The 20,165-nt window shown below is 71.6% G+C and carries 8 protein-coding genes and 1 pseudogene; 3 read left to right on the forward strand and 6 right to left on the reverse strand.

The window, feature by feature from the left end:
• The first annotated feature begins 8 nt into the window (after nt 1-8).
• A complete protein-coding gene (locus tag G6N14_RS15335; protein WP_085135631.1) occupies nt 9-497 on the forward strand; it encodes a nitroreductase family deazaflavin-dependent oxidoreductase in 489 nt (162 codons plus the stop codon).
• Nucleotides 498-787: 290 nt separating this feature from the next.
• Here the strand turns inward: G6N14_RS15335 and G6N14_RS21530 are convergent, their stop codons facing one another.
• From G6N14_RS21530 to G6N14_RS21540, 3 genes are all read right to left on the reverse strand, one after another.
• Nucleotides 788-3,958 carry a PE family protein gene (locus G6N14_RS21530; protein ID WP_163787186.1) on the reverse strand — a complete coding sequence of 1,057 codons (3,171 nt, stop codon included), beginning with the start codon at nt 3,956-3,958 and terminating at the stop codon, nt 788-790.
• A gap of 564 nt (nt 3,959-4,522) precedes the next feature.
• Nucleotides 4,523-5,620, reverse strand: coding sequence for a hypothetical protein (locus G6N14_RS21535; protein WP_163787188.1), 1,098 nt, complete (start codon nt 5,618-5,620; stop codon nt 4,523-4,525).
• Nucleotides 5,523-9,140 (reverse strand): hypothetical protein, encoded by a 3,618-nt coding sequence (locus tag G6N14_RS21540; RefSeq protein ID WP_456085368.1) that lies wholly within the window; start codon nt 9,138-9,140, stop codon nt 5,523-5,525. The genes G6N14_RS21535 and G6N14_RS21540 overlap by 98 nt, the downstream gene beginning before the upstream one ends.
• A gap of 1,431 nt (nt 9,141-10,571) precedes the next feature.
• On the opposite strand from G6N14_RS21540, the gene G6N14_RS21260 reads away from it, so the two are divergent.
• The gene (locus tag G6N14_RS21260) at nt 10,572-12,686 is read left to right on the forward strand and encodes a hypothetical protein (RefSeq protein ID WP_163787196.1); all 2,115 of its coding nucleotides are present in this window, start codon (nt 10,572-10,574) and stop codon (nt 12,684-12,686) included.
• A 1,052-nt stretch (nt 12,687-13,738) separates the two neighbouring features.
• Nucleotides 13,739-16,996, forward strand: a complete 3,258-nt coding sequence (locus G6N14_RS15370) for a LuxR C-terminal-related transcriptional regulator (RefSeq protein WP_109559661.1) — start codon at nt 13,739-13,741, stop codon at nt 16,994-16,996.
• Nucleotides 16,997-17,145: 149 nt separating this feature from the next.
• On the opposite strand, the pseudogene G6N14_RS15375 reads toward G6N14_RS15370, so the two are convergent.
• The 3 genes and pseudogenes from G6N14_RS15375 to G6N14_RS15385 all read right to left on the reverse strand — a co-directional run.
• A pseudogene (locus tag G6N14_RS15375) lies at nt 17,146-18,072 on the reverse strand (fatty acid desaturase); the annotation flags it as partial.
• Between the two features lie 367 nt (nt 18,073-18,439).
• Nucleotides 18,440-19,345 carry an SDR family oxidoreductase gene (locus G6N14_RS15380; protein WP_085134000.1) on the reverse strand — a complete coding sequence of 302 codons (906 nt, stop codon included), beginning with the start codon at nt 19,343-19,345 and terminating at the stop codon, nt 18,440-18,442.
• Between the two features lie 14 nt (nt 19,346-19,359).
• Complete coding sequence (locus tag G6N14_RS15385; protein ID WP_085134001.1) at nt 19,360-20,124, reverse strand: SDR family oxidoreductase; 765 nt, start codon at nt 20,122-20,124, stop codon at nt 19,360-19,362.
• Nucleotides 20,125-20,165: the final 41 nt, after the last annotated feature.

The raw sequence follows: 20,165 nt of genomic DNA on the forward strand, positions 1-20,165 counted from the left end.
GTGAATCCGTGAGCAACCGAGACATACCCGAGAAGCCGAAGGCTCTCGATTCGCCGGCCACCGGGAATTTCATCAAGTGGATGTCTCGCGCCAACACGTGGGCCTACAAGGCGACCGGTGGCCGGGTCGGCCGAAAGTGGCGGCTGGGATCCAAGCGTTTCGGTGACGTTCCCGAGGTGGGCATCCTCACCACGACAGGTCGCAAATCCGGCCAGCTGCGGGAGTCCCCGCTGTTGTTTCTGCGGGAAGGCGACCGGGTGATCCTGGTGGCGTCCCAGGGCGGACGCGCCAACAACCCGCAGTGGTACTTCAATCTCAAGGCCAACCCGCAGGTGAGCTTCCGCATCCGTAACGAGGTGCTGTCGCTGCGTGCCCGCGATGCCAGCGATGCCGAGCGGGCCGAGTACTGGCCCAAGCTCGACGCGATGTACCCCGACTTCGCCAATTACCGGGCCTGGACTGATCGGGAGATCCCGATCGTCATCTGCGAGCCCTGACGAGGCGTCGCTGCCGGCGCACGTGAGCCCCTGAAGCACCCATGGGTCGGTGGCCGCGTTGTCGCCGTTGACCGCTCGTCGCGTTGGTCGTGAGCGACCCTGATCCATGCGGAACACCATCCCCGTTGCTAGGCCGTGGCCCTTTCCGGTTGGCACATCTGCGGCGTGGCAGTTCGACGATCTCGTTCCACGGCACGTAGCCGCCCACCATGCAATGGCCGGGAGGCCCCGCGCGCCATGCGTGCGGGGCCTCCCGGTACTGCGTCTCTGTCGAGGGTCGTCGACCTCGATCAGTAGTTCGCGCCGTACGCGCCTTGGTGGCCCATGCTGCCGCCCTTGCCCGTGCCGCCGTTAGAACCGTCCTGACCGTTCGGCCCGCCGACACCACCGGCGCCACCCTGACCACCGATTGTCCCGGCGGCGCCACCAGAGCCACCGGGGCCGCCCTGGCCACCGCTCGGATGGTCTTCTGTTCCTTGGCCGCCGGTACCGCCGGTACCGCCGCCGCCACCGGTCCCGGCGCTACCGCCGTTACCGCCGTTACCGCCGGCACCTGTGTTGCCGTTGGCCGCTGTGCCACCGTTTCCGCCCGCACCGCCGTCAGCGCCGATACCGCCGCCGCCGCCGGGTCCGCCCTGGTAGCCAGTGCCACCACCCGCTTCTCCGGTCTCACCGCTCTGGCCCGGGCCGCCACGACCACCGGTGCCGCCGACGCCGCCGTTACCGCCGGCGCCGCCATCGCCCGAGTTCCAGCCGCCCATGCCGCCGTCGCCGCCGGCGCCACCGACTCCGCCGATCCCGCCGGTGTAGCCCGGGCCGCCCTTAACCGGCGAAGTGCCGCCGGTCGTACCTTGGCCGCCGGCCCCACCGTTGCCGCCCTTACCGCCGTCGCCGTCGGGTCCGGCGTTGCCGCCCTTACCGCCGACGCCGCCGGCCTGACCGGTCTGGGGCTCGCCGTTACCGCCGTTACCGCCGTTGCCGCCGTTGCCGGTACCGGCAGCCTCAGCACCCTGCTGGCCATCAGCAGCCTGACCACCAGCACCGCTACCACCCTGGCCACCGGCCCCGGCAGCACCGCGCTCACCGCCGTCACCACCGGCACCACCGGCACCCGCAGTCGGGTTGGCCCCGCCGCCGGCACCGGCACCGCCGTCGCCACCGTTGCCCGCGCCACCGGCAGCACCACCGTCGCCACCGACACCGCCAACACCCTGGCCACCAGCACTGCCATTGGTCGCCGAACCACCGGAGCCACCGGCACCACCGTTACCACCAGCGCCACCGTTGCCACCGTCGCGACCGTCACCCCCGGCCGTGCCGTTGCCGCCACTGCCGGCCGCCGCACTGCTACCCGCCGAACCGTTGGTCCCCGAACCGCCGGCGCCACCGACTCCACCAGCGCCACCAGCACCACCGACGCCACCATCACCCGACTGTGAGCCGCCCTTACCGCCGGCACCACCGGCGCCACCGGCACCCGCGTCACCACCTGCAGTGCCATTGCCGTCACCGTCGGTGACACCCGCAGCACCATCAGCACCGGTACCGCCGGCACCACCGGCGCCACCGTTACCGACCGTTCCGGCGTTGCCGCCCTTTCCGCCGTCGCCGCCGGCCTGACCGAAGCCTTCGCCGTCGCCGCCGTTGCCGCCGTTGCCGCCGTTGCCGGTACCGGCAGCCTCAGCACCCTGCTGGCCGTCAGCAGCCTGACCACCGGCACCGCTACCGCCCTGGCCACCGGCACCGGCAGCGCCGCGGTCACCGCCGTCACCGCCGGCACCACCGGCACCCGCAGTCGGGTTGGCCCCGCCGCCGGCACCGGCACCGCCGTCACCGCCGTTGCCCGCGGCACCGGCAGCACCACCGTCGCCACCGACACCGCCGACACCCTGGCCACCAGCACTGCCATTGGTCGCCGAACCACCGGCACCGCCGGCACCACCGGCGCCACCCTTGCCGCCGTCGCCACCACTGCCGCCGTGGTCAGCAGCCGAACCATTGCCGCCACTGCCGGCCACCGCGTCGGCACCCGCCGAACCGTTGGTCCCCGAACCGCCGGCGCCACCGACGCCACCAGCGCCACCAACACCACCGACGCCACCATCACCCGACAGTGAGCCGCCCTTACCGCCGGAACCACCGGCGCCACCGGCACCCGCGTCACCACCGGCAGTGCCATTGCCGTCACCGTCGGTGACACCCGCAGCACCATCAGCACCGGTACCGCCGGCACCACCGGCGCCACCGTCGCCGACCGTCCCGGCGTTGCCGCCGGCACCACCGTCACCACCGGCCTGACCGGTCAGGGCTTCGCCGTTACCGCCGTCGCCGCCGTTGCCGCCGTTACCGGTACCGGCAGCCTCAGCACCCTGCTGGCCATTGGCAGCCGCACCACCGGCACCGCTACCGCCCTGGCCACCGGCCCCGGCGGTACCGCGCTCGCCGCCACCACCACCGGCACCACCAGCGCCGGCCGTCGCACCGCCGCCGCCACCGGCACCGGCACCGCCGTCACCGCCGTTGCCCGCAGCACCGGCGTCACCACCGGCACCACCGACACCGCCGACACCCTGCGCACTTGCCATACCACCGGCACCGCCGTCGCCGCCCTTACCGCCGGCACCACCGCTGCCACCGTCGCCGCCGTCACTACCGGCCGTGCCGTTGCCGCCACTGCCGGCCGCCGCATCCGCACCGTCGACGCCCTCGAGACCAGCACCACCGGTACCGCCGACACCGCCGACACCGCCGGCGCCACCGACACCGCCGTCACCGGACACCGAGCCACCGGCACCACCGGCACCACCGCGACCACCGGCACCGGCGTCAGCGCCGTCGGTGCCATTACCGGAGCCATCCGTGACACCCGCAGCACCGCTGGCACCCGTACCCCCGGCACCACCGGCGCCACCGTCGCCGACCGTCCCGGCGTTGCCGCCGGCACCACCGTCACCACCGGCCTGACCGGTCAGGGCTTCGCCGTTACCGCCGTCGCCGCCGTTGCCGCCGTTACCGGTACCGGCAGCTTCCGCACCCTGCTGGCCATTGGCAGCCGCACCACCGGCACCGCTACCGCCCTGGCCACCGGCCCCGGCGGTACCGCGCTCGCCGCCGTCACCACCGGCACCACCAGCGCCGGCCGTCGCACCGCCGCCGCCACCGGCACCGGCACCGCCGTCACCGCCGTTGCCCGCAGCGCCGGCGTCACCACCGGCACCACCGACACCGCCGACACCCTGCGCACCGGCCTTGCCATTGGTGGCCGTACCACCGGCACCGCCGTCGCCGCCCTTACCGCCGGCACCACCGCTGCCACCGTCGCCGCCGTCACTACCGGCCGTGCCGTTGCCGCCACTGCCGGCCGCCGCATCCGCACCGTCGACGCCCTCGAGACCAGCACCACCGGTACCGCCGACACCGCCGACACCGCCGGCGCCACCGACACCGCCGTCACCGGACACCGAGCCACCGGCACCACCGGCACCACCGCGGCCACCGGCACCGGCGTTGCCGCCGTCGGTGCCATTACCGGAGCCATCCGTGACACCCGCAGCACCGCTGGCACCCGTACCCCCGGCACCACCGGCGCCACCGTTGCCGATCGCGCTGCCGTTACCACCGGCACCACCGTCACCACCATTGGTGCCCGACGCCGCACCCGGGTCACCGGCCGCGTCATAACCGGCACCGCCGGCACCACCATTGCCCTGCGGACCATGCGCCGCCGAGTCGCCTCCGTCAGCACCATCGGCACCCGCAGACGATCCCGCGCCACCGGTACCACCGGCACCACCGGTGGCCAGCGCACCGCCGTCACCACCGTTACCACCGGTCGTATTACCAGCCGTGCCGGCCGCACCCGCGCCACCGTCACCGGCCTTACCCGCGTCACCCCCGGCACCGGCACCGCCACCGGCGCCCTGGTTACCCGCACTGCCGTTGGTGGCCGAACCACCGGCACCACCGGCACCGCCATCGCCACCTTGCCACCGGCGCCAGCCGCACCACCGGTACCGCCGTTACCGTCACCACCGGCAAACGAACACACCGGTCGCGCCGTCGCCACCGGCACCACCAGCCGCACCGGTACCACCCGCGCCACCAGCGCCACCGTTACCCGACACCGAGCCACCCGCACCGCCGGCACCACCGGCACCACCGGAACCACCCGCGTCACCGGCACCACCGGCTTCACCGGAGTTCGCGGCACCATCGGCACCGTGGATACCGGCCTTGCCGTTACCACCGGCACCACCGGCGCCACCGTTGCCGATCGCGCTGCCGTTACCACCGGCACCACCGTCACCACCATTGGTGCCCGACGCCGCACCCGGGTCACCGGCCGCGTCATAACCGGCACCGCCGGCACCACCATTGCCCTGCGGACCATGCGCCGCCGAGTCGCCTCCGTCAGCACCATCGGCACCCGCAGACGATCCCGCGCCACCGGTACCACCGGCACCACCGGTGGCCAGCGCACCGCCGTCACCACCGTTACCACCGGTCGTATTACCAGCCGTGCCGGCCGCACCCGCGCCACCGTCACCGGCCTTACCCGCGTCACCCCCGGCACCGGCACCGCCACCGGCGCCCTGGTTACCCGCACTGCCGTTGGTGGCCGAACCACCGGCACCACCGGCACCGCCATCGCCACCCTTGCCACCGGCGCCAGCCGCACCACCGGTACCGCCGTTACCGTCACCACCGGCAAACGAACCGGCCACACCGGTCGCGCCGTCGCCACCGGCACCACCAGCCGCACCGGTACCACCCGCGCCACCAGCGCCACCGTTACCCGACACCGAGCCACCCGCACCGCCGGCACCACCGGCACCACCGGAACCACCCGCGTCACCGGCACCACCGGCTTCACCGGAGTTCGCGGCACCATCGGCACCGTGGATACCGGCCTTGCCGTTACCACCGGCACCACCGGCGCCACCGTTGCCGATCGCGCTGCCGTTACCACCGGCACCACCGTCACCACCATTGGTGCCCGACGCCGCACCCGGGTCACCGGCCGCGTCATAACCGGCACCACCGGCACCACCATTGCCCAGGACCATGCGCCGCCGAGTCGCCTCCATCAGCACCATCGGCACCCGCAGACGATCCCGCGCCACCGGTACCACCGGCACCACCGGTGGCCAGCGCACCGCCGTCACCACCGTTACCACCGGTCGTATTACCAGCCGTGCCGGCCGCACCCGCGCCACCGTCACCGGCCTTACCCGCGTCACCACCGGCACCGGCACCGCCACCGGCGCCCTGGTTACCCGCACTGCCGTTGGTGGCCGAACCACCGGCACCACCGGCACCGCCATCGCCACCCTTGCCACCGGCGCCAGCCGCACCACCGGTACCGCCGTTACCGCCGTTACCGTCACCACCGGCAAACGAACCGGCCACACCGGTCGCGCCGTCGCCACCGGCACCACCAGCCGCACCGATACCACCCGCGCCACCAGCGCCACCGTTACCCGACACCGAGCCACCCGCACCGCCGGCACCACCGGCACCACCGGAACCACCCGCGTCACCGGCACCACCGGCTTCACCGGAGTTCGCGGCACCATCGGCACCGTGGATACCGGCCTTGCCGTTACCACCGGCACCACCGGCGCCACCGTTGCCGATCGCGCTGCCGTTACCACCGGCACCACCGTCACCACCATTGGTGCCCGACGCCGCACCCGGGTCACCGGCCGCGTCATAACCGGCACCACCGGCACCACCATTGCCCTGCGGACCATGCGCCGCCGAGTCGCCTCCATCAGCACCATCGGCACCCGCAGACGATCCCGCGCCACCGGTACCACCGGCACCACCGGTGGCCAGCGCACCGCCGTCACCACCGTTACCACCGGTCGTATTACCAGCCGTGCCGGCCGCACCCGCGCCACCGTCACCGGCCTTACCCGCGTCACCACCGGCACCGGCACCGCCACCGGCGCCCTGGTTACCCGCACTGCCGTTGGTGGCCGAACCACCGGCACCACCGGCACCGCCATCGCCACCCTTGCCACCGGCGCCAGCCGCACCACCGGTACCGCCGTTACCGTCACCACCGGCAAACGAACCGGCCACACCGGTCGCGCCGTCGCCACCGGCACCACCAGCCGCACCGATACCACCCGCGCCACCAGCGCCACCGTTACCCGACACCGAGCCACCCGCACCGCCGGCACCACCGGCACCACCGGAACCACCCGCGTCACCGGCACCACCGGCTTCACCGGGCACGGTGCCGTCGTCGCCGTTTCGGCCGGCGAGTCCGTCGCCGCCGTCACCGGCGTCGCCACCGTTGCCGACGGCGCCCGCGTTGCCACCGGCGCCACCGTCACCGCCGCTGATGCCACCGCTGCCGCCGTGCCCGCCGCGACCGCCGTCGCCCGTGTCGGTGCCGCCGTGGCCGCCGGCGCCGCCGTCACCACCGGAGCCGGTCTGGCTTCCCGCGCCGCCGTTGCCGGCGTCGCCACCGTTGCCGTTGTTGCCGGCGTTCCCGCCGGCGCCGCCGACACCACCGTCGCCGGCCCCGGTGCTGTTACCGCCGTCGCCGCCGGCGCCGCCGCTGCCGGATTCGGTGCCACCGGCACCACCGGCACCACCGGCTCCACCGTTGTTGCCGTCGCCGCCCTTGCCGGCGTCACCACCGTTGCCGTTGACACCCGCGTCGCCGCCGGCGCCGCCGTTACCGCCGTCGGCCGAGCCATCGCTGGAGCTGTAGCCGTCACCACCGCTACCGCCGTTGCCGCTGATCGGCGCGGCGTCACCGTCGGTGCCGTCGTTGCCGACGGCACCCGTTCCGCTGGCCCCGCCGCTGCCGGCCGCACCGCCGGTGCCACCGGCTCCCGCCGTGCCGGTGTCGCCACCGCGACCGCCCTGACCACCGTCGGGGTTGGCTGCGCCACCGGCAGCTCCCTGGCCGCCGTTGCCCGCCGCGCCCGCGTTACCGCCGGCACCGCCGTCACCACCGTTGCCGTTGTTACCCACGGCACCGTTGGTCGCGCTGCCACCGGCACCGCCCGCGCCAGCGGCACCACCGGCACCACCATCGCCACCGTCACTGCCGGCGCCACCGTTTCCGCCGGGCACCGTGGCGTCCGAGCCGTCGAACCCAGCACCACCATGGCCGCCGGCACCACCGTTACCGCCTAGGCCACCAGTGCCACCGGCACCGACGACCGAGCCGCCCGCACCACCGGCACCACCAGTACCGCCGGCACCGCCGGCAGTGCCGTCGGAGCCGGCAACACCCTCCGCGGTGCTGTCCGCACCGGCAAGACCCGCGGCGCCGTTGCCAGCGTTTCCGCCCGCGCCGCCGTTGCCGTGGTCACCGGCGTCGCCACCGGCACCACCATTGCCACCGGCGGTTCCCGGCGCAGCGCCCGCATCAGCGGCCGCGTCATAGCCGGCACCACCGTTACCACCGTTACCACTGGCAGGTGCCACACCGTCGGCGCCGTTGGTGCCGGCGGAACCGCCCGCCCCGCCGCTGCCGGCCGCACCGCTCGCGCCGCCGGCGCCGACCGTGCCGGTGTCGCCACCGCGGCCGCCGTTGCCGCCGTGCGGATTGGCGGCGTTGCCGTTCGCACCGTGCCCGCCGTCGCCGGCCGCGCCCGCGTTACCGCCGGCACCGCCGTCACCACCGTTGCCGTTGTTACCCACGGCACCGTTGGTCGCGCTGCCGCCGGCACCGCCGGCACCAGCGGCACCACCGGCGCCACCGTTACCGCCGCTGCTACCGGTACCGCCATCACCGCCGGGGACCGTGGCGTCCGCGCCGTCGAACCCGGCGCCACCATGGCCGCCGGCACCACCGTCGCCACCGAGGCCGCCGGCGCCACCGGCACCGGCAATCGAGCCGCCCGCACCACCGGCGCCACCGGCACCGCCGGCACCGCCGACCGTCCCGTCAGAGCCGGCAACGCCCACCGCAGTGCTGTCCGCACCGGCAGTACCCGCAGCGCCATTGCCACCGTTTCCGCCGGCGCCGCCGTTGCCGCGGTCACCGGCAGCACCGCCGGCACCACCGTTGCCACCGGCGGTTCCCGGCGCAGCACCCGCATCAGCGGCCGCGTCATAGCCGGCACCACCGTTGCCGCCGTTGCCGCCGCTGGTCGGGGTGCTTCCGGCATTGCCGTCCGCACCGCTGGTCGCGCCCGTGCCACCGGTGCCGCCGGCGCCGCCCGCACCGACGTTGCCGCCGCGCCCACCGTTTCCGCCGTCGGGGTCGGTTGCGGTTCCGTTCGCGCCGTCGCCACCGTTGCCGGCCTGGCCGCCGCCACCACCGTTGCCCGCACGACCGCCAACGCCGGTCGTGCCACCTCCGGCACCACCGTCGCCGCCCGCACCGCCGGCGCCACCGTGTCCGCCGTCGAAGCCGTCCCGGTGGCCGGCGCTGCCGTCAGCACCGTGGAAGGCGTTCCCACCGAAGCCGCCGTTTCCGCCGTAGCCACCGGCGCCGTCGCCACCGTTCGAGGCGAACGTGCCGCCGCCGCTCGAGCCGCCGGCACCTCCCGCGCCACCAGCACCACCGGACCCGCCCACGCCACCGGCGTAGCCGTCCAGGTGTTGGGCGTCGCCGTTGGCGCCGTTGAGACCATCGGCGCCGTTACCGCCGTTACCGCCGTTGCCACCCATGCCACCGGCGCCGTGCGCACCGGTGTTGGCGCCGGTACCACCGACACCACCGTTACCGCCGGCACCGCCGTTACCGGCGTCGGAGCCGTCTGCTCCCGGTGCCGTGCCGTTGCTGCCGTTGAAACCGTTACCACCGGCGCCGCCGGCACCACCGACGCCGCCGTTGCCGGTCACGGCCTGGGAACCGTCTGCGTTCAGGCCGCCCTTACCGCCGCTGCCGCCGGCGCCGCCGTGGCCGCCGGCGGTGCCGTCCACCGAACCCGCAGTGCCGTTGACGCCCGCCACACCCGCGCCGCCCGAGCCACCGTCTCCGCCGATACCGCCGACTCCGCCGACTCCGGCGGCCGCGAAGGTGCCGTTGCCGCTGTCACCACCGGCACCGCCCTTACCGGCGTCGCCTCCGGCGCCACCGTTCTGCCCGGCATAGCCGTCGCGGTGCCCGGCGTCACCGGCGGCACCGGCGTCACCGTGCGCACCCTGCCCACCGTTACCGCCGTTGCCGCCCACACCACCGGCGCCGTGCGCACCGGCCACCGCACCACTGCCGCCGACACCACCGGCACCGCCGGCACCACCATTGCCACCACGCGTGCCATCGTCACCCGACTCGACACCGTTGACACCGTTCAGACCATTACCGCCACGGCCACCAGCACCACCGGTACCACCATCACCGGTCGCAGCCACCGAACCATCGGTGTTCAGACCACCCTTACCACCGTTACCGCCGGCGCCACCGGCACCACCGGCAGTGCCGTCCACCGCACCGGCGGTGCCGTTGACACCGTCGAGACCGGTGCCACCGGCACCACCATTGCCACCCACGCCGGCCACGCCGTCACTGCCGGCGCCCGCGAAGGTGCCGTTGCCGCTGTCACCACCGGCACCGCCCTTACCGGCATTGCCACCGGCGCCACCGTCCTGACCGGCCTGGCCCGCGATCTGCTGGGCACTGCCGTTGGCGCCATTGGCACCGTGCGCACCCTGCCCACCGTTACCGCCGTTACCGCCCACACCACCGGCGCCGTGCGCACCGGCCACCGCACCACTGCCGCCGACACCACCGGCACCGCCGGCACCACCATCGCCACCACGCGTGCCATCGTCACCCGACTCGACACCGTTGACACCGTTCAGACCATTACCGCCACGGCCACCCAGGCCACCGGCACCACCATTGCCGTTGGCGCCCTGCGTGGCGCCGTCGGCCTCTAGGCCGCCCTGGCCGCCGTTACCGCCGGCCCCGCCAGCGGCACCAGCCGTGCCATCAGGGTTTTCCGCGGTGCCGTTGACACCGTCCAGGCCGGTGCCGCCGACACCGCCGTTGCCACCGATACCCGCGACGCCGTCGGCACCACTGGCCGAGTAGGTACCGCCGCCACTGGAACCTCCGGCGCCACCCTTGCCGGCATTTCCACCGTTACCGCCGTCTTGACCGGCATAGCCGGCCGCGTGCTCGCTGTCGCCGCCGGCACCGTCACCGCCGTCGGCACCATTGCCACCGTTGCCGCCGTTACCACCCAGACCACCGATGCCGTGGGCGCCGACAGTGGAGCCCTGGCCGCCCTGGCCGCCGTTGCCACCCGCGCCACCGTTTCCGGCGTTCGTGCCGTCAGCGCCCGGCCCATCGCCGTTGAAACCGTTGAAACCGTTACCGCCAGCGCCACCATCACCGCCGATACCGCCCACGCCCTGCGCAGCATAGGAACCGTCTGCGGCCAGACCACCGGCACCGCCGTCGCCGCCGTTGCCCCCGTGGCCGCCACCAGTGCCGTCAATGCTGCCCTGGACACCGTTGGTACCCAGGAACCCGTCACCGCCGGCACCACCATTGCCACCGACCGTGGCCGCGCCATCAAGCCCATCAGCACCCTGGCCGTTGCCGTCACCGTCGGTGCCACCGGTCCCGCCGGCGCCGAAGTCTCCACCCCTGCCGCCCGCACCACCCTGGCCGGCATCGGGGTGCTCGGCCGTGCCGGCAGCGCCCTGACCACCGGCACCTGCAGTCCCGGCGTTGCCGCCGTCACCGGCCGCACCGCCGGCGCCGGTGACACCGGCGGCACCATTGGTGGCGCTACCGGCGGCACCACCGGCACCACCATTGCCGCCCGCGCCACCGAATCCAGCGTCTCCGCCGGCCCCACCGTTGCCATCGCCCTCGTCATCGAAAGTGCCCGCCGCTCCGTCGGCGCCACGGCCACCGCCACCACCGGCAGCACCCTTACCGCCGGCACCGCCACTGCCGGCGTTACCGACCACCGAGCCGCCAGAACCGCCGGCACCACCGGCGCCACCGTTGCCGCCAGCACCACCGGAGGCCCCGGCACCGCCCGCGAGCGTGGCATCGGCACCGGTCACACCGGCAACACCGTCGCCGCCCACACCGCCAGCGGCGCCATTGCCGTGCGCGCCACCGTCGCCGCCGGCACCACCATTTCCACCGGAGGAACCGTCGCCATCGGCCAACAGGCCGGTGCCGTTACCGCCCGCACCGCCTACGCCGCCATTGCCACTGATCCCGACGGGCAACTGGCCGTCGGCTCCGGGGCGGCCTGCGTTGCCCCACAACCAGGACATGAACTTCTCACCCGCGGCACCGCCGAGACCGACCACCGTGCCGATCTGGCCGCCGGCGCCACCATCGCCACCGTTGCCACCACCGAGTGCGCCATCGCCACCGAGACCACCGGCGCCACCATCGCCGGCCAGACCCGCATTGCCCCCGACCCCACCGTTGCCGGCAGCACCGAAGTGTCCACCCACACCACCGACGCCGCCACGGCCACCGCCGCCGCCATCGCCGCCGAGACCACCGGCACCACCGTTGCCGCCCAGGTCGTCCAGGCTCACACCGCCGGCGCCACCGACACCACCGACACCACCACTGCCGCCAACGCCGCCGGCGCCGCCCAGGCCACCGATGCCGAGCACAAACCCGGCCGCGCCGCCGGCACCACCATTGCCGCCAAGACCACCGGTGAGGCCGTCGCCACCGGCAGCGCCGTTCAAGGCTCCCAGCACCCCATCGAGACCCGCGGCACCTGCCGCACCGACCGCCCCCGCGCCGCCGGCGCCACCGGCGCCACCGAAACCGACACCGAACAGGCTCACCACGTCGCCGCCGGCACCACCATTGCCACCGGCCACCAACGCATCGATCGACGCCCCACCCGCGCCGCCGGCACCGCCATCGCCGAACAACCAGCCACCGACACCGCCGGCGCCGCCGGCACCGCCCTCCACACCGAGACCGCCGACACCACCATTGCCGAACATGCCGGCGTCGCCACCGACACCACCGACACCACCGGCGATCCCGGCCACACCCTCTGCGCCGACTCCACCGTCGCCGAACAGGAAACCGCCGTCACCGAGGTTTCCGAACCACCCCAGCGAACCGAACAGCGTCTCGTTGGTCCCCGTGAACCCATCGATGCCGTTACCGATCAACTCACGACCGAACAGGTCTACCCACGGCTGGTTGATCAGGTCGAGGAACTGCTGGTTGTCGGCGATGAAGTCCTGGCTCAGGTTGTACAGCGGTAGATACAGCTGCTCGTGGTAGAAGGACGCCACGGCCAGGTCGAACTGCTCGAACAGGTCATAGATGAAGTCCGCATCCGCCGCGCCGGGGTCCGCAAACCAGCCCGACCAGACCTCGGCACTCTCAGCTGCGTCCGACAGACCCGACCAGAACACCGGGTCGAACAGGTCCTCGATATCCGCGGAGGCCACGGGCGCCGGGCCGACGCCAAACGCCAAAAACGCCGCAACAGCGCTGCCCGCCCCCACCACGGAACGTCCCACCGAACGCCAGCCCGACGAACGTACAACTTTGCTGGCATCCCGCCGGCCCATGGCGCAACCTCTCATAGCTTTTACTTAGATTTGGAGCAGGTTCGAATTATGGTCGTTCGTTTACTTTGCGCAACTCGGGTGCCGCTTTATGTGGCTAAAGCCACAACCAGTCCCCGTTTGTGACGTATTCTGATCCCCAAGACCCGCAGTTCAAACCCATAAATGAGAGCTTGGACACAGTGTGGGGTGAGTTCGAACACAGTCGCTCCCGATGGCTTATTTGGCGGAAATTATGGTTAACTTCAGGAATCTTCATCGACGGAGGCGTGATTCACTTCGCGCTACCGCCGGAGATTCAGGGGCGCCCGCATGACGCGGATGGGCGCTTTATCTGCAGTTTGCTGGCATCACAAATGGAGCAGAAAAAGGACGCCGCACATACCGCCGACGGCTCACCGAGCCGCCGTGGCCTTGACGAGTGGGGACCGCAACCAGGTCATCCTTGCTGGCACTGCCCACAGTCCGGGGATCGCGACCAGGGGGAGATCGGCGAAACAACTCCACGCGAGGTGGCGGACCGGGCGAGCGCAGCTCTGCCACCTGACACTCTGCGGTGGTTCGGGCTCAAGATCATCAGCAAAACTGCCCAAACTCCGCTGGTATGGTGTCGCCCAGACGGCAGTAAAAGTGCGTAGATGTGGAACAAGAGCCACGCCTGCGGGGTTGGGGAGCCGATCCATCCGTGTGAGTGGACGACTGCCCGCCCGTGTTGGGCCTACTTGCCCTCCGAGGAACGGTAGATGATGTCGAACGCCAGCGAAGCGGTTTTGCCGCTTTCCCCTGCGCGCACGGTCCTCGTGGTCAGTCCCGGAGACTCCCGGCCGCAATGGCAGCCGCCGACGGAATCTTTCACCGCTGGGCTCTCGTGGTTGGAAGGCGCACTCGGTGAAGCGGTCACCGCGCACGACGGAGAGCGGCTGCCCGAACAGGACCACGCGGACCGGTTCGCCGCCGGGTTCGCCGACGCCGGCAACGCGGTGGCCTGCGCCCTTGCGTTGCAGCGCGCTCCCGGGGCATCGATCCGGCCGCGAATCGCCGTACATGCCGACGAGGCGCCGCTGGTCGAACCCAGCGCCCATCCGCGTTCCCTGGTGAACCGCGCGGCCCGGCTGTGCGACCTGGCCCACGGCGGTCAGACGTTATTGTCAGAGACCGCCCACCAGCTGATGGCCGATCGACTGGGGCCCCGGACGTGGCTGCTCGACTTGGGCGCCTTCCGGCTGCGCGGGATCCCCTACCCGGAGCGGGTGTTCCAGCTCTGCCACACCGGGCTTCCAACTGAGTTTCCACCGTTACGCACGGGACGTGCGGTACACGGGCCTTATTTTCCGACGCCGATGACGAGTTTTGTCGGCCGGGAAGCCGAGCTGGCCGAGCTGCGGCGGTTGGTCGACGGCAACCGCCTGGTGACGCTGACCGGTGCCGGTGGCGTCGGCAAAACCCGCTTGGCGCTACAACTGGCCGCGGAGTTCGTCGACCGGTTCCGGGACGGCGCATGGTGCGTAGATCTGGCGCCGATCACCGATCCGGAGTTGGTTCCCGAACGGGTGACTCACGTGCTGGGCCTGCCCGACCGACCGGACCGCTCCCCGGTCGACACCCTGGTGCGCTTCATCGCAGATCGGCAGTTGTTCATGGTGCTCGACAATTGCGAGCATCTGCTGGACGCCTGCGCGCGGCTGACTGCCACCTTGTTGGCTACCAGCGCGGAGCTGACCATCGTGGCGACGAGTCGGGAACCCATCGGGGTGGCAGGGGAAGTGACCTGGAAGACCCCGTCGCTCTCCCTGGTCGATGAGGCCGCCGAGTTGTTCCGGCACCGCGCTCGCCTGGTCCGGCCGGGTTTGATCGAGACCAGCGATGATGCGGAGTTGGTCGTCGAGATCTGCCGCCGGCTGGACGGGGTACCGTTGGCCATCGAGCTGGCGGCTACCCGGGTGCGGGCTTTGTCGTTGACTGAGATCGCGGACGGACTGGGCGAGCGCTTCCACCTGCTGACCGGTGGTGCCCGCACGGTGGTGCCCCGCCAACAGACGCTGCGTGCTTCCGAGGACTGGTCGCACGACCTGTTGAGCGAATCCGAGCGCGTGGTGTTTCGCCGGTTGGCGCCGTTCATGGGCGGGTTCGACCTCGATGCCGCCCACGCGGTGGCCGGGGGCCCCGACCTGACCCGCGCACAGATCATCGACAAACTTACCCAGCTGGTGGACAAATCGCTGGTGGTAGCCGACAACGCCGGAGAGGCGACGCGGTTTCGGCTGTTGCAGACGGTCCAGCAATACGCTCTGGAAAAGCTCGAGCAGTCCGGGGAATCGGAGACCATCCAGGTACGACACCGCGATCATTACACCGCGCTGTTTGACGCCGGGGTGACCGCCGGGTACGGGTGGCATATCGCCCAGGCCGAACTCGAGATCGACAACCTCCGGGCCGCCTTCACCTGGAGCCGGGAGCACAACGACATCGGGGCCGCCGCGCGTTTGGCTTCCTCGTTGCTTCCGCTGTGGATACACAGCCGGACCTTGGAGGGGCTTGCCTGGTTCAACACCGTGCTCGCCGCCGGCAACGCGATGGCGCCCGGCGCCCGTTCCCGCGCGCTGGCGGATAAGACGATCTTGGAAGCGGTGACCGGAAACTACGAACAAGTCGAACAGGCCGAGGAAGCCGTCGCGCTTGCACGGCGCCTGGACGAACCCGACCTACTCGCCTGGGCACTGGCCGCCTGCGGATTCACCTGTAGCTACAGCCCCGAACTCGCGCTGCCCTGCTTCGAGCAGGCCATCGCGCTGTCCCCCGCATTGAACGACGACTGGCGACTGAGCCAGATATATGCCATACAGGCGTATTCGGCGTTCGTGGCAGGTGATCTCGCCGCTACGCGCCTTGCGGCGGACAACGGCGCCGTGCTCGCCGAAGCCATCGGTGACTGGTCGGTTTCGCGCCTGTGCCGGCTATGCCTGGGTCTGGCGCACTTGCATCGCGCAGAGCTGGACAACGCCGTCGATCAGGCCAGACACGTGGCGATGGAGGCCGAGGCGGCACGTGACCCGCTGTTCAGCGCCCAGAGTCTGACGCTGCTGGCTGAAGCGCTCGCCTGTCAGGGGCATCTGCGCGCTGCGCGGGCAGCGGCGAACGCATCGGTCGAGGCGGCCGCCGAACTCATCGACTTTCACCGCGGCATCAGCTTCGGAGCGGTGGCCGACACGCTGCTTGCCGCCGGCGATGTGTCCGGGGCGCGCGGTGCCGCCGACGCCGCGTGCGACGCCTGCGCGCTGCCCCAACTCCTGGCAATCAACGGCAATCCAGTCGCCCGGGTGGCGCTGGAAACCGGCGACGTGGCCGCGGCACGCCGCTGGGCCGACGCGGCGCTGTCGGTGGGCATGGGCTTCCACCGGATTCTGCTGCTGGAGGTCCGGAGCCGGGTGGCCCTGGCCGAAGGCGACCCCGAGCAGGCCAAACGAGACGCGCTTGACGCGCTGACGCTCGCAACAGAATCCGAGGCCTATCTGGCCGTCGCCGACCTGCTCGAGGTGCTGGCAGCCTGCGCCGCCGCGTCCGGCCGCCACGACGAGGCGGCCCGGTTCCTCGGCGCGGCGAGCGCCGTCCGACGGCGAACCCGCGCGGTCCGGGCCAAAGTTTACGACGCCGGCTACGAGTCCACCGTCGATGCTGTGCGAGAAGCCCTGCCGCAGAGAGTTTTTGAAAGTCGGTGGGCGCAAGGCGCCGCATGGTCGATCGCGGAGGCCATCGACCACGCGCGCCGGGGCGACGCGAAGGGCAAAACCGAGGCCAAACGTCCGTCCAGCGGTTGGGCCTCGCTGACTCCGGCCGAACGCAACGTCGTCCGGCTCATCAGCGCCGGGCTGCGCGACAAAGACATCGCCGCGCACCTGAGCGTCTCGCCCCGCACCGTGCACTCACACCTGAACCGGATCTACACCAAGCTCAATATCTCTTCGCGCCTGCAACTCGCCCATGAGGCGGCCCAGCATCTCTGACGCCCGGCAGCCGGCCGCGCGGCGTCTCAGGCGACCCGGGGCTCGGGTTCGGGCTCTAGCTCGGGTTCGAGCTCGAGCTCGGGCTCGGGCTCGGGCTCTAGCTCGGGCTCGGGCTCTAGCTCGGGCTCGGGCTCGACGAATTGCCACCGTTTCCAGTGCCGGGTTTCCTCGGTGTTCAAATCCCGACCCAGCAGGGTGGTGACGGCGGCACCGTGCTCGAGGTAGAGCTCCTCGTTGCGGCGCCAGGCCGCCAGGTACCGGTAGAACGGCAGCCACGGGTGCAGGTGATGGATCAGGTGATAGTTCTGCGACAGCATCAGCGGAGCCAGCAGCCATTCCATCCCGACCCGCAACCGGCTGGCGCGATACCGATCCTGGCGCTGCGTGACGTCGATCCCGTGGTGCGGCAGCCAATCGAACGCCCAGCCGATGATGAACAGACCGAGCCGTTGCGGAATCAGCACGACCTCGGCAAGCAACCAGAGGTGATCGGTCAGGATCGCGCCCACGATCAGGGCGACCGTCAGGGGCAACACCACCGAAGTCTCGGCGACTTCGGCAACCGGTCGCCGCCAGGAGTGGCGTATGCGTTGCCGCAGCTTGCGGGTGTACCACGCCGCGTAGAAGACATCGATCAGCGCCCAGCGGAAGGGCAACTGCCAGGTCGGTGCGTGGGTGGCGAACACATCGGGATCGCGCTCGGGGTCGTTGGTGTGGCGGTGATGCTCGCCGTGGACGTACCCGAAGGAGGGCAGCGAGAACGACGGTGACACGAACAGCCAGGCCAGGCGGCCGACCACGGTATTGACCCAGCGCACCGAGCAGAAGGAGCGGTGCAGCGCTTCGTGCGCCACCGAGAACATCACGTAGGTGACCGCGGTGCTCAGGGGGATCACGACCCAGGGCGGCAGAGTTCCGCGGGCCGCCCCGATGGCGACCCCGGCGAAGACGGTCACAGCGCCGACCGCGAGCCAGAAGGTCGGCCAGGCGAAGGTGGGGATGCCCTCCCCGGGATGCGGGTGTCGTGGCCGTGGTGCCGCGCGCGACCTGCCCGGCACCTCAACCACCAACCACACGAGACCTCCAACGCGAGCGCCAACGAACCTGGGAAACTTTTAAGAGCAGCTGAAAGATTACCGCGACGTCGGGGCGGCGCGACCGCCAATAGTCCGTTGTCCGGCAACGTGTTTATCACATTATTGACGCCGCCGTATAAACCCGCTGGTCGCTGATCGAAAGCTGGTCAGGACGCCTTGTGGGCGGGTCGTGCCTACCCGCCTCGATCCGTGACCGAACGTAGGCACCGGCCCCTTTGTCGCCGCGGCGCCGAACCGGACGAACCGGCTCCGGGCCCGACGTACGTGGCGAGCGCCCCACGATCAGCAAGCACTGACTTATGCGGGATGGAGGCGACCGCCACCGTCGCCGGACCGTACGAAGCCGTCAGGCTCCGTACACCGGAACCGGCGGCCGCGACGCCGCCAGCAGGTCGGTGACGACCGGCCCCAGCTCGGCGGGTTCCCAGCGAGCGCCCTTGTCGGCCTGCGGGCCGTGCGCCCAGCCCTCGGCAACCCGGATCTTGCCGCCTTCGACCTCGAAGACCTTGCCGGTCACATCCCGCGACTCGACGCTGCCCAGCCACACCACCAGCGGGCTCACGTTCTCCGGCGCCATCGCGTCGAACTCCTGGCCCTGGGTCGCCATCATGTCGGCGAAAACAGTCTCGGTCATACGGGTGCGTGCCGACGGGGCGATCGCATTGACCGTGACGCCGTAGCGGCCCATCTCGGCGGCGGCGACCAGGGTCATCGCGGCGATACCGGCCTTGGCGGCCGAGTAGTTGGCCTGGCCGACACTGCCCTGCAGGCCGGCGCCGGAACTGGTGTTGATGATGCGGGCGTCCACCGTTTCGCCGGCCTTGGAGCGCGCCCGCCAGTAGGCCGCGGCATGCCGCATGGTGGCGAAGTGCCCCTTGAGGTGGACTGCGACGACGGCGTCGAACTCCTCCTCGCTGGTGTTGGCGAACATCCGGTCCCGCACGATGCCGGCGTTGTTGACCAGGACGTCGAGCCCACCGAAGTGGTCCACCGCGGTCTGGATGAGCGCCGCGGACTGCTCCCAGTCGGCCACATTCGAACCGTTGGCGACGGCCTCCCCGCCGGCTGCGACGATCTCGTCGACCACGCCCTGGGCAGCACTACCCCCACCGGCCGGTGAACCGTCCAGGCCCACACCGATGTCGTTGACCACCACCCGGGCGCCCTCGGCGGCAAAGGCGAGCGCGTGCGCCCGTCCGATCCCCCCGCCCGCTCCGGTGACGATGACCACGCGGCCGTCGAGAAGTCCCATCTGCGTTCTCTCCTTTATTTGTTGGCGCTCGTAGCGTTCAGGTAGGCGGGCGGCTCGCCGCCGCCGTGTGCTTCCAGGCTGGCGCCGCTGATGTACGCCGCGGCATCGGAAGCCAGAAACGCCGCCGCCCAACCGACATCGGCGGGCTTGGCGAGCCTGCCCAGCGGCACCGTGGCAGAGACCATGGCCAGCGATTCGGCGTCCCCGTAGAACAGCTCCGACTGCTCGGTCTCGACCATGCCGACCACCACCGAGTTCACCCGGACCTTGGGCGCCCACTCGACGGCCAGGGTGGCGGTCAGGTTGTCCACGCCGGCCTTGGCGGCGCTGTAGGCGGCCGTGCCCGGGGACGGCCGATGGCCGCTGACACTGGTGATGTTGATGATGGAGCCGCCTGCCGCCTGGGTCTGCATGACGGCATTGGCGTGCTGGGCGACCTGCAGCGGGGCCAGCAGGTTGAGTTCGATGATCTTGCGACTGAAGTTCGCCGACGCCTCGGCGGCCGGCGCGTGCGGGGAGCCGCCGGCGTTGTTGACCACCACGTCCAGGCGCCCGTGCCGGGCGACGACCGCCTCGATCAAGCCGCGCACCGCGTCGTCGTCGCGCACATCGCACGCGTGGAACTCGTACGGCAGGCCGTCCACCGGGCGCCGCGCGCAGGTCACCACCGTGGCACCTTGGTCGGCGAAGACGGCACTGACGCCCGCGCCGACGCCGCGCACTCCACCGGTCACCAGCACCACCTTGCCGGTCAATCCAAGCTTGATCGCATCATCCACTGTGCTAGCGTACCAAGCAAGTGCTTGCTTAGGTATCCAAG

The organism is Mycolicibacter hiberniae (genome assembly GCF_010729485.1).
In the GTDB taxonomy this organism is placed as follows: domain Bacteria; phylum Actinomycetota; class Actinomycetes; order Mycobacteriales; family Mycobacteriaceae; genus Mycobacterium; species Mycobacterium hiberniae.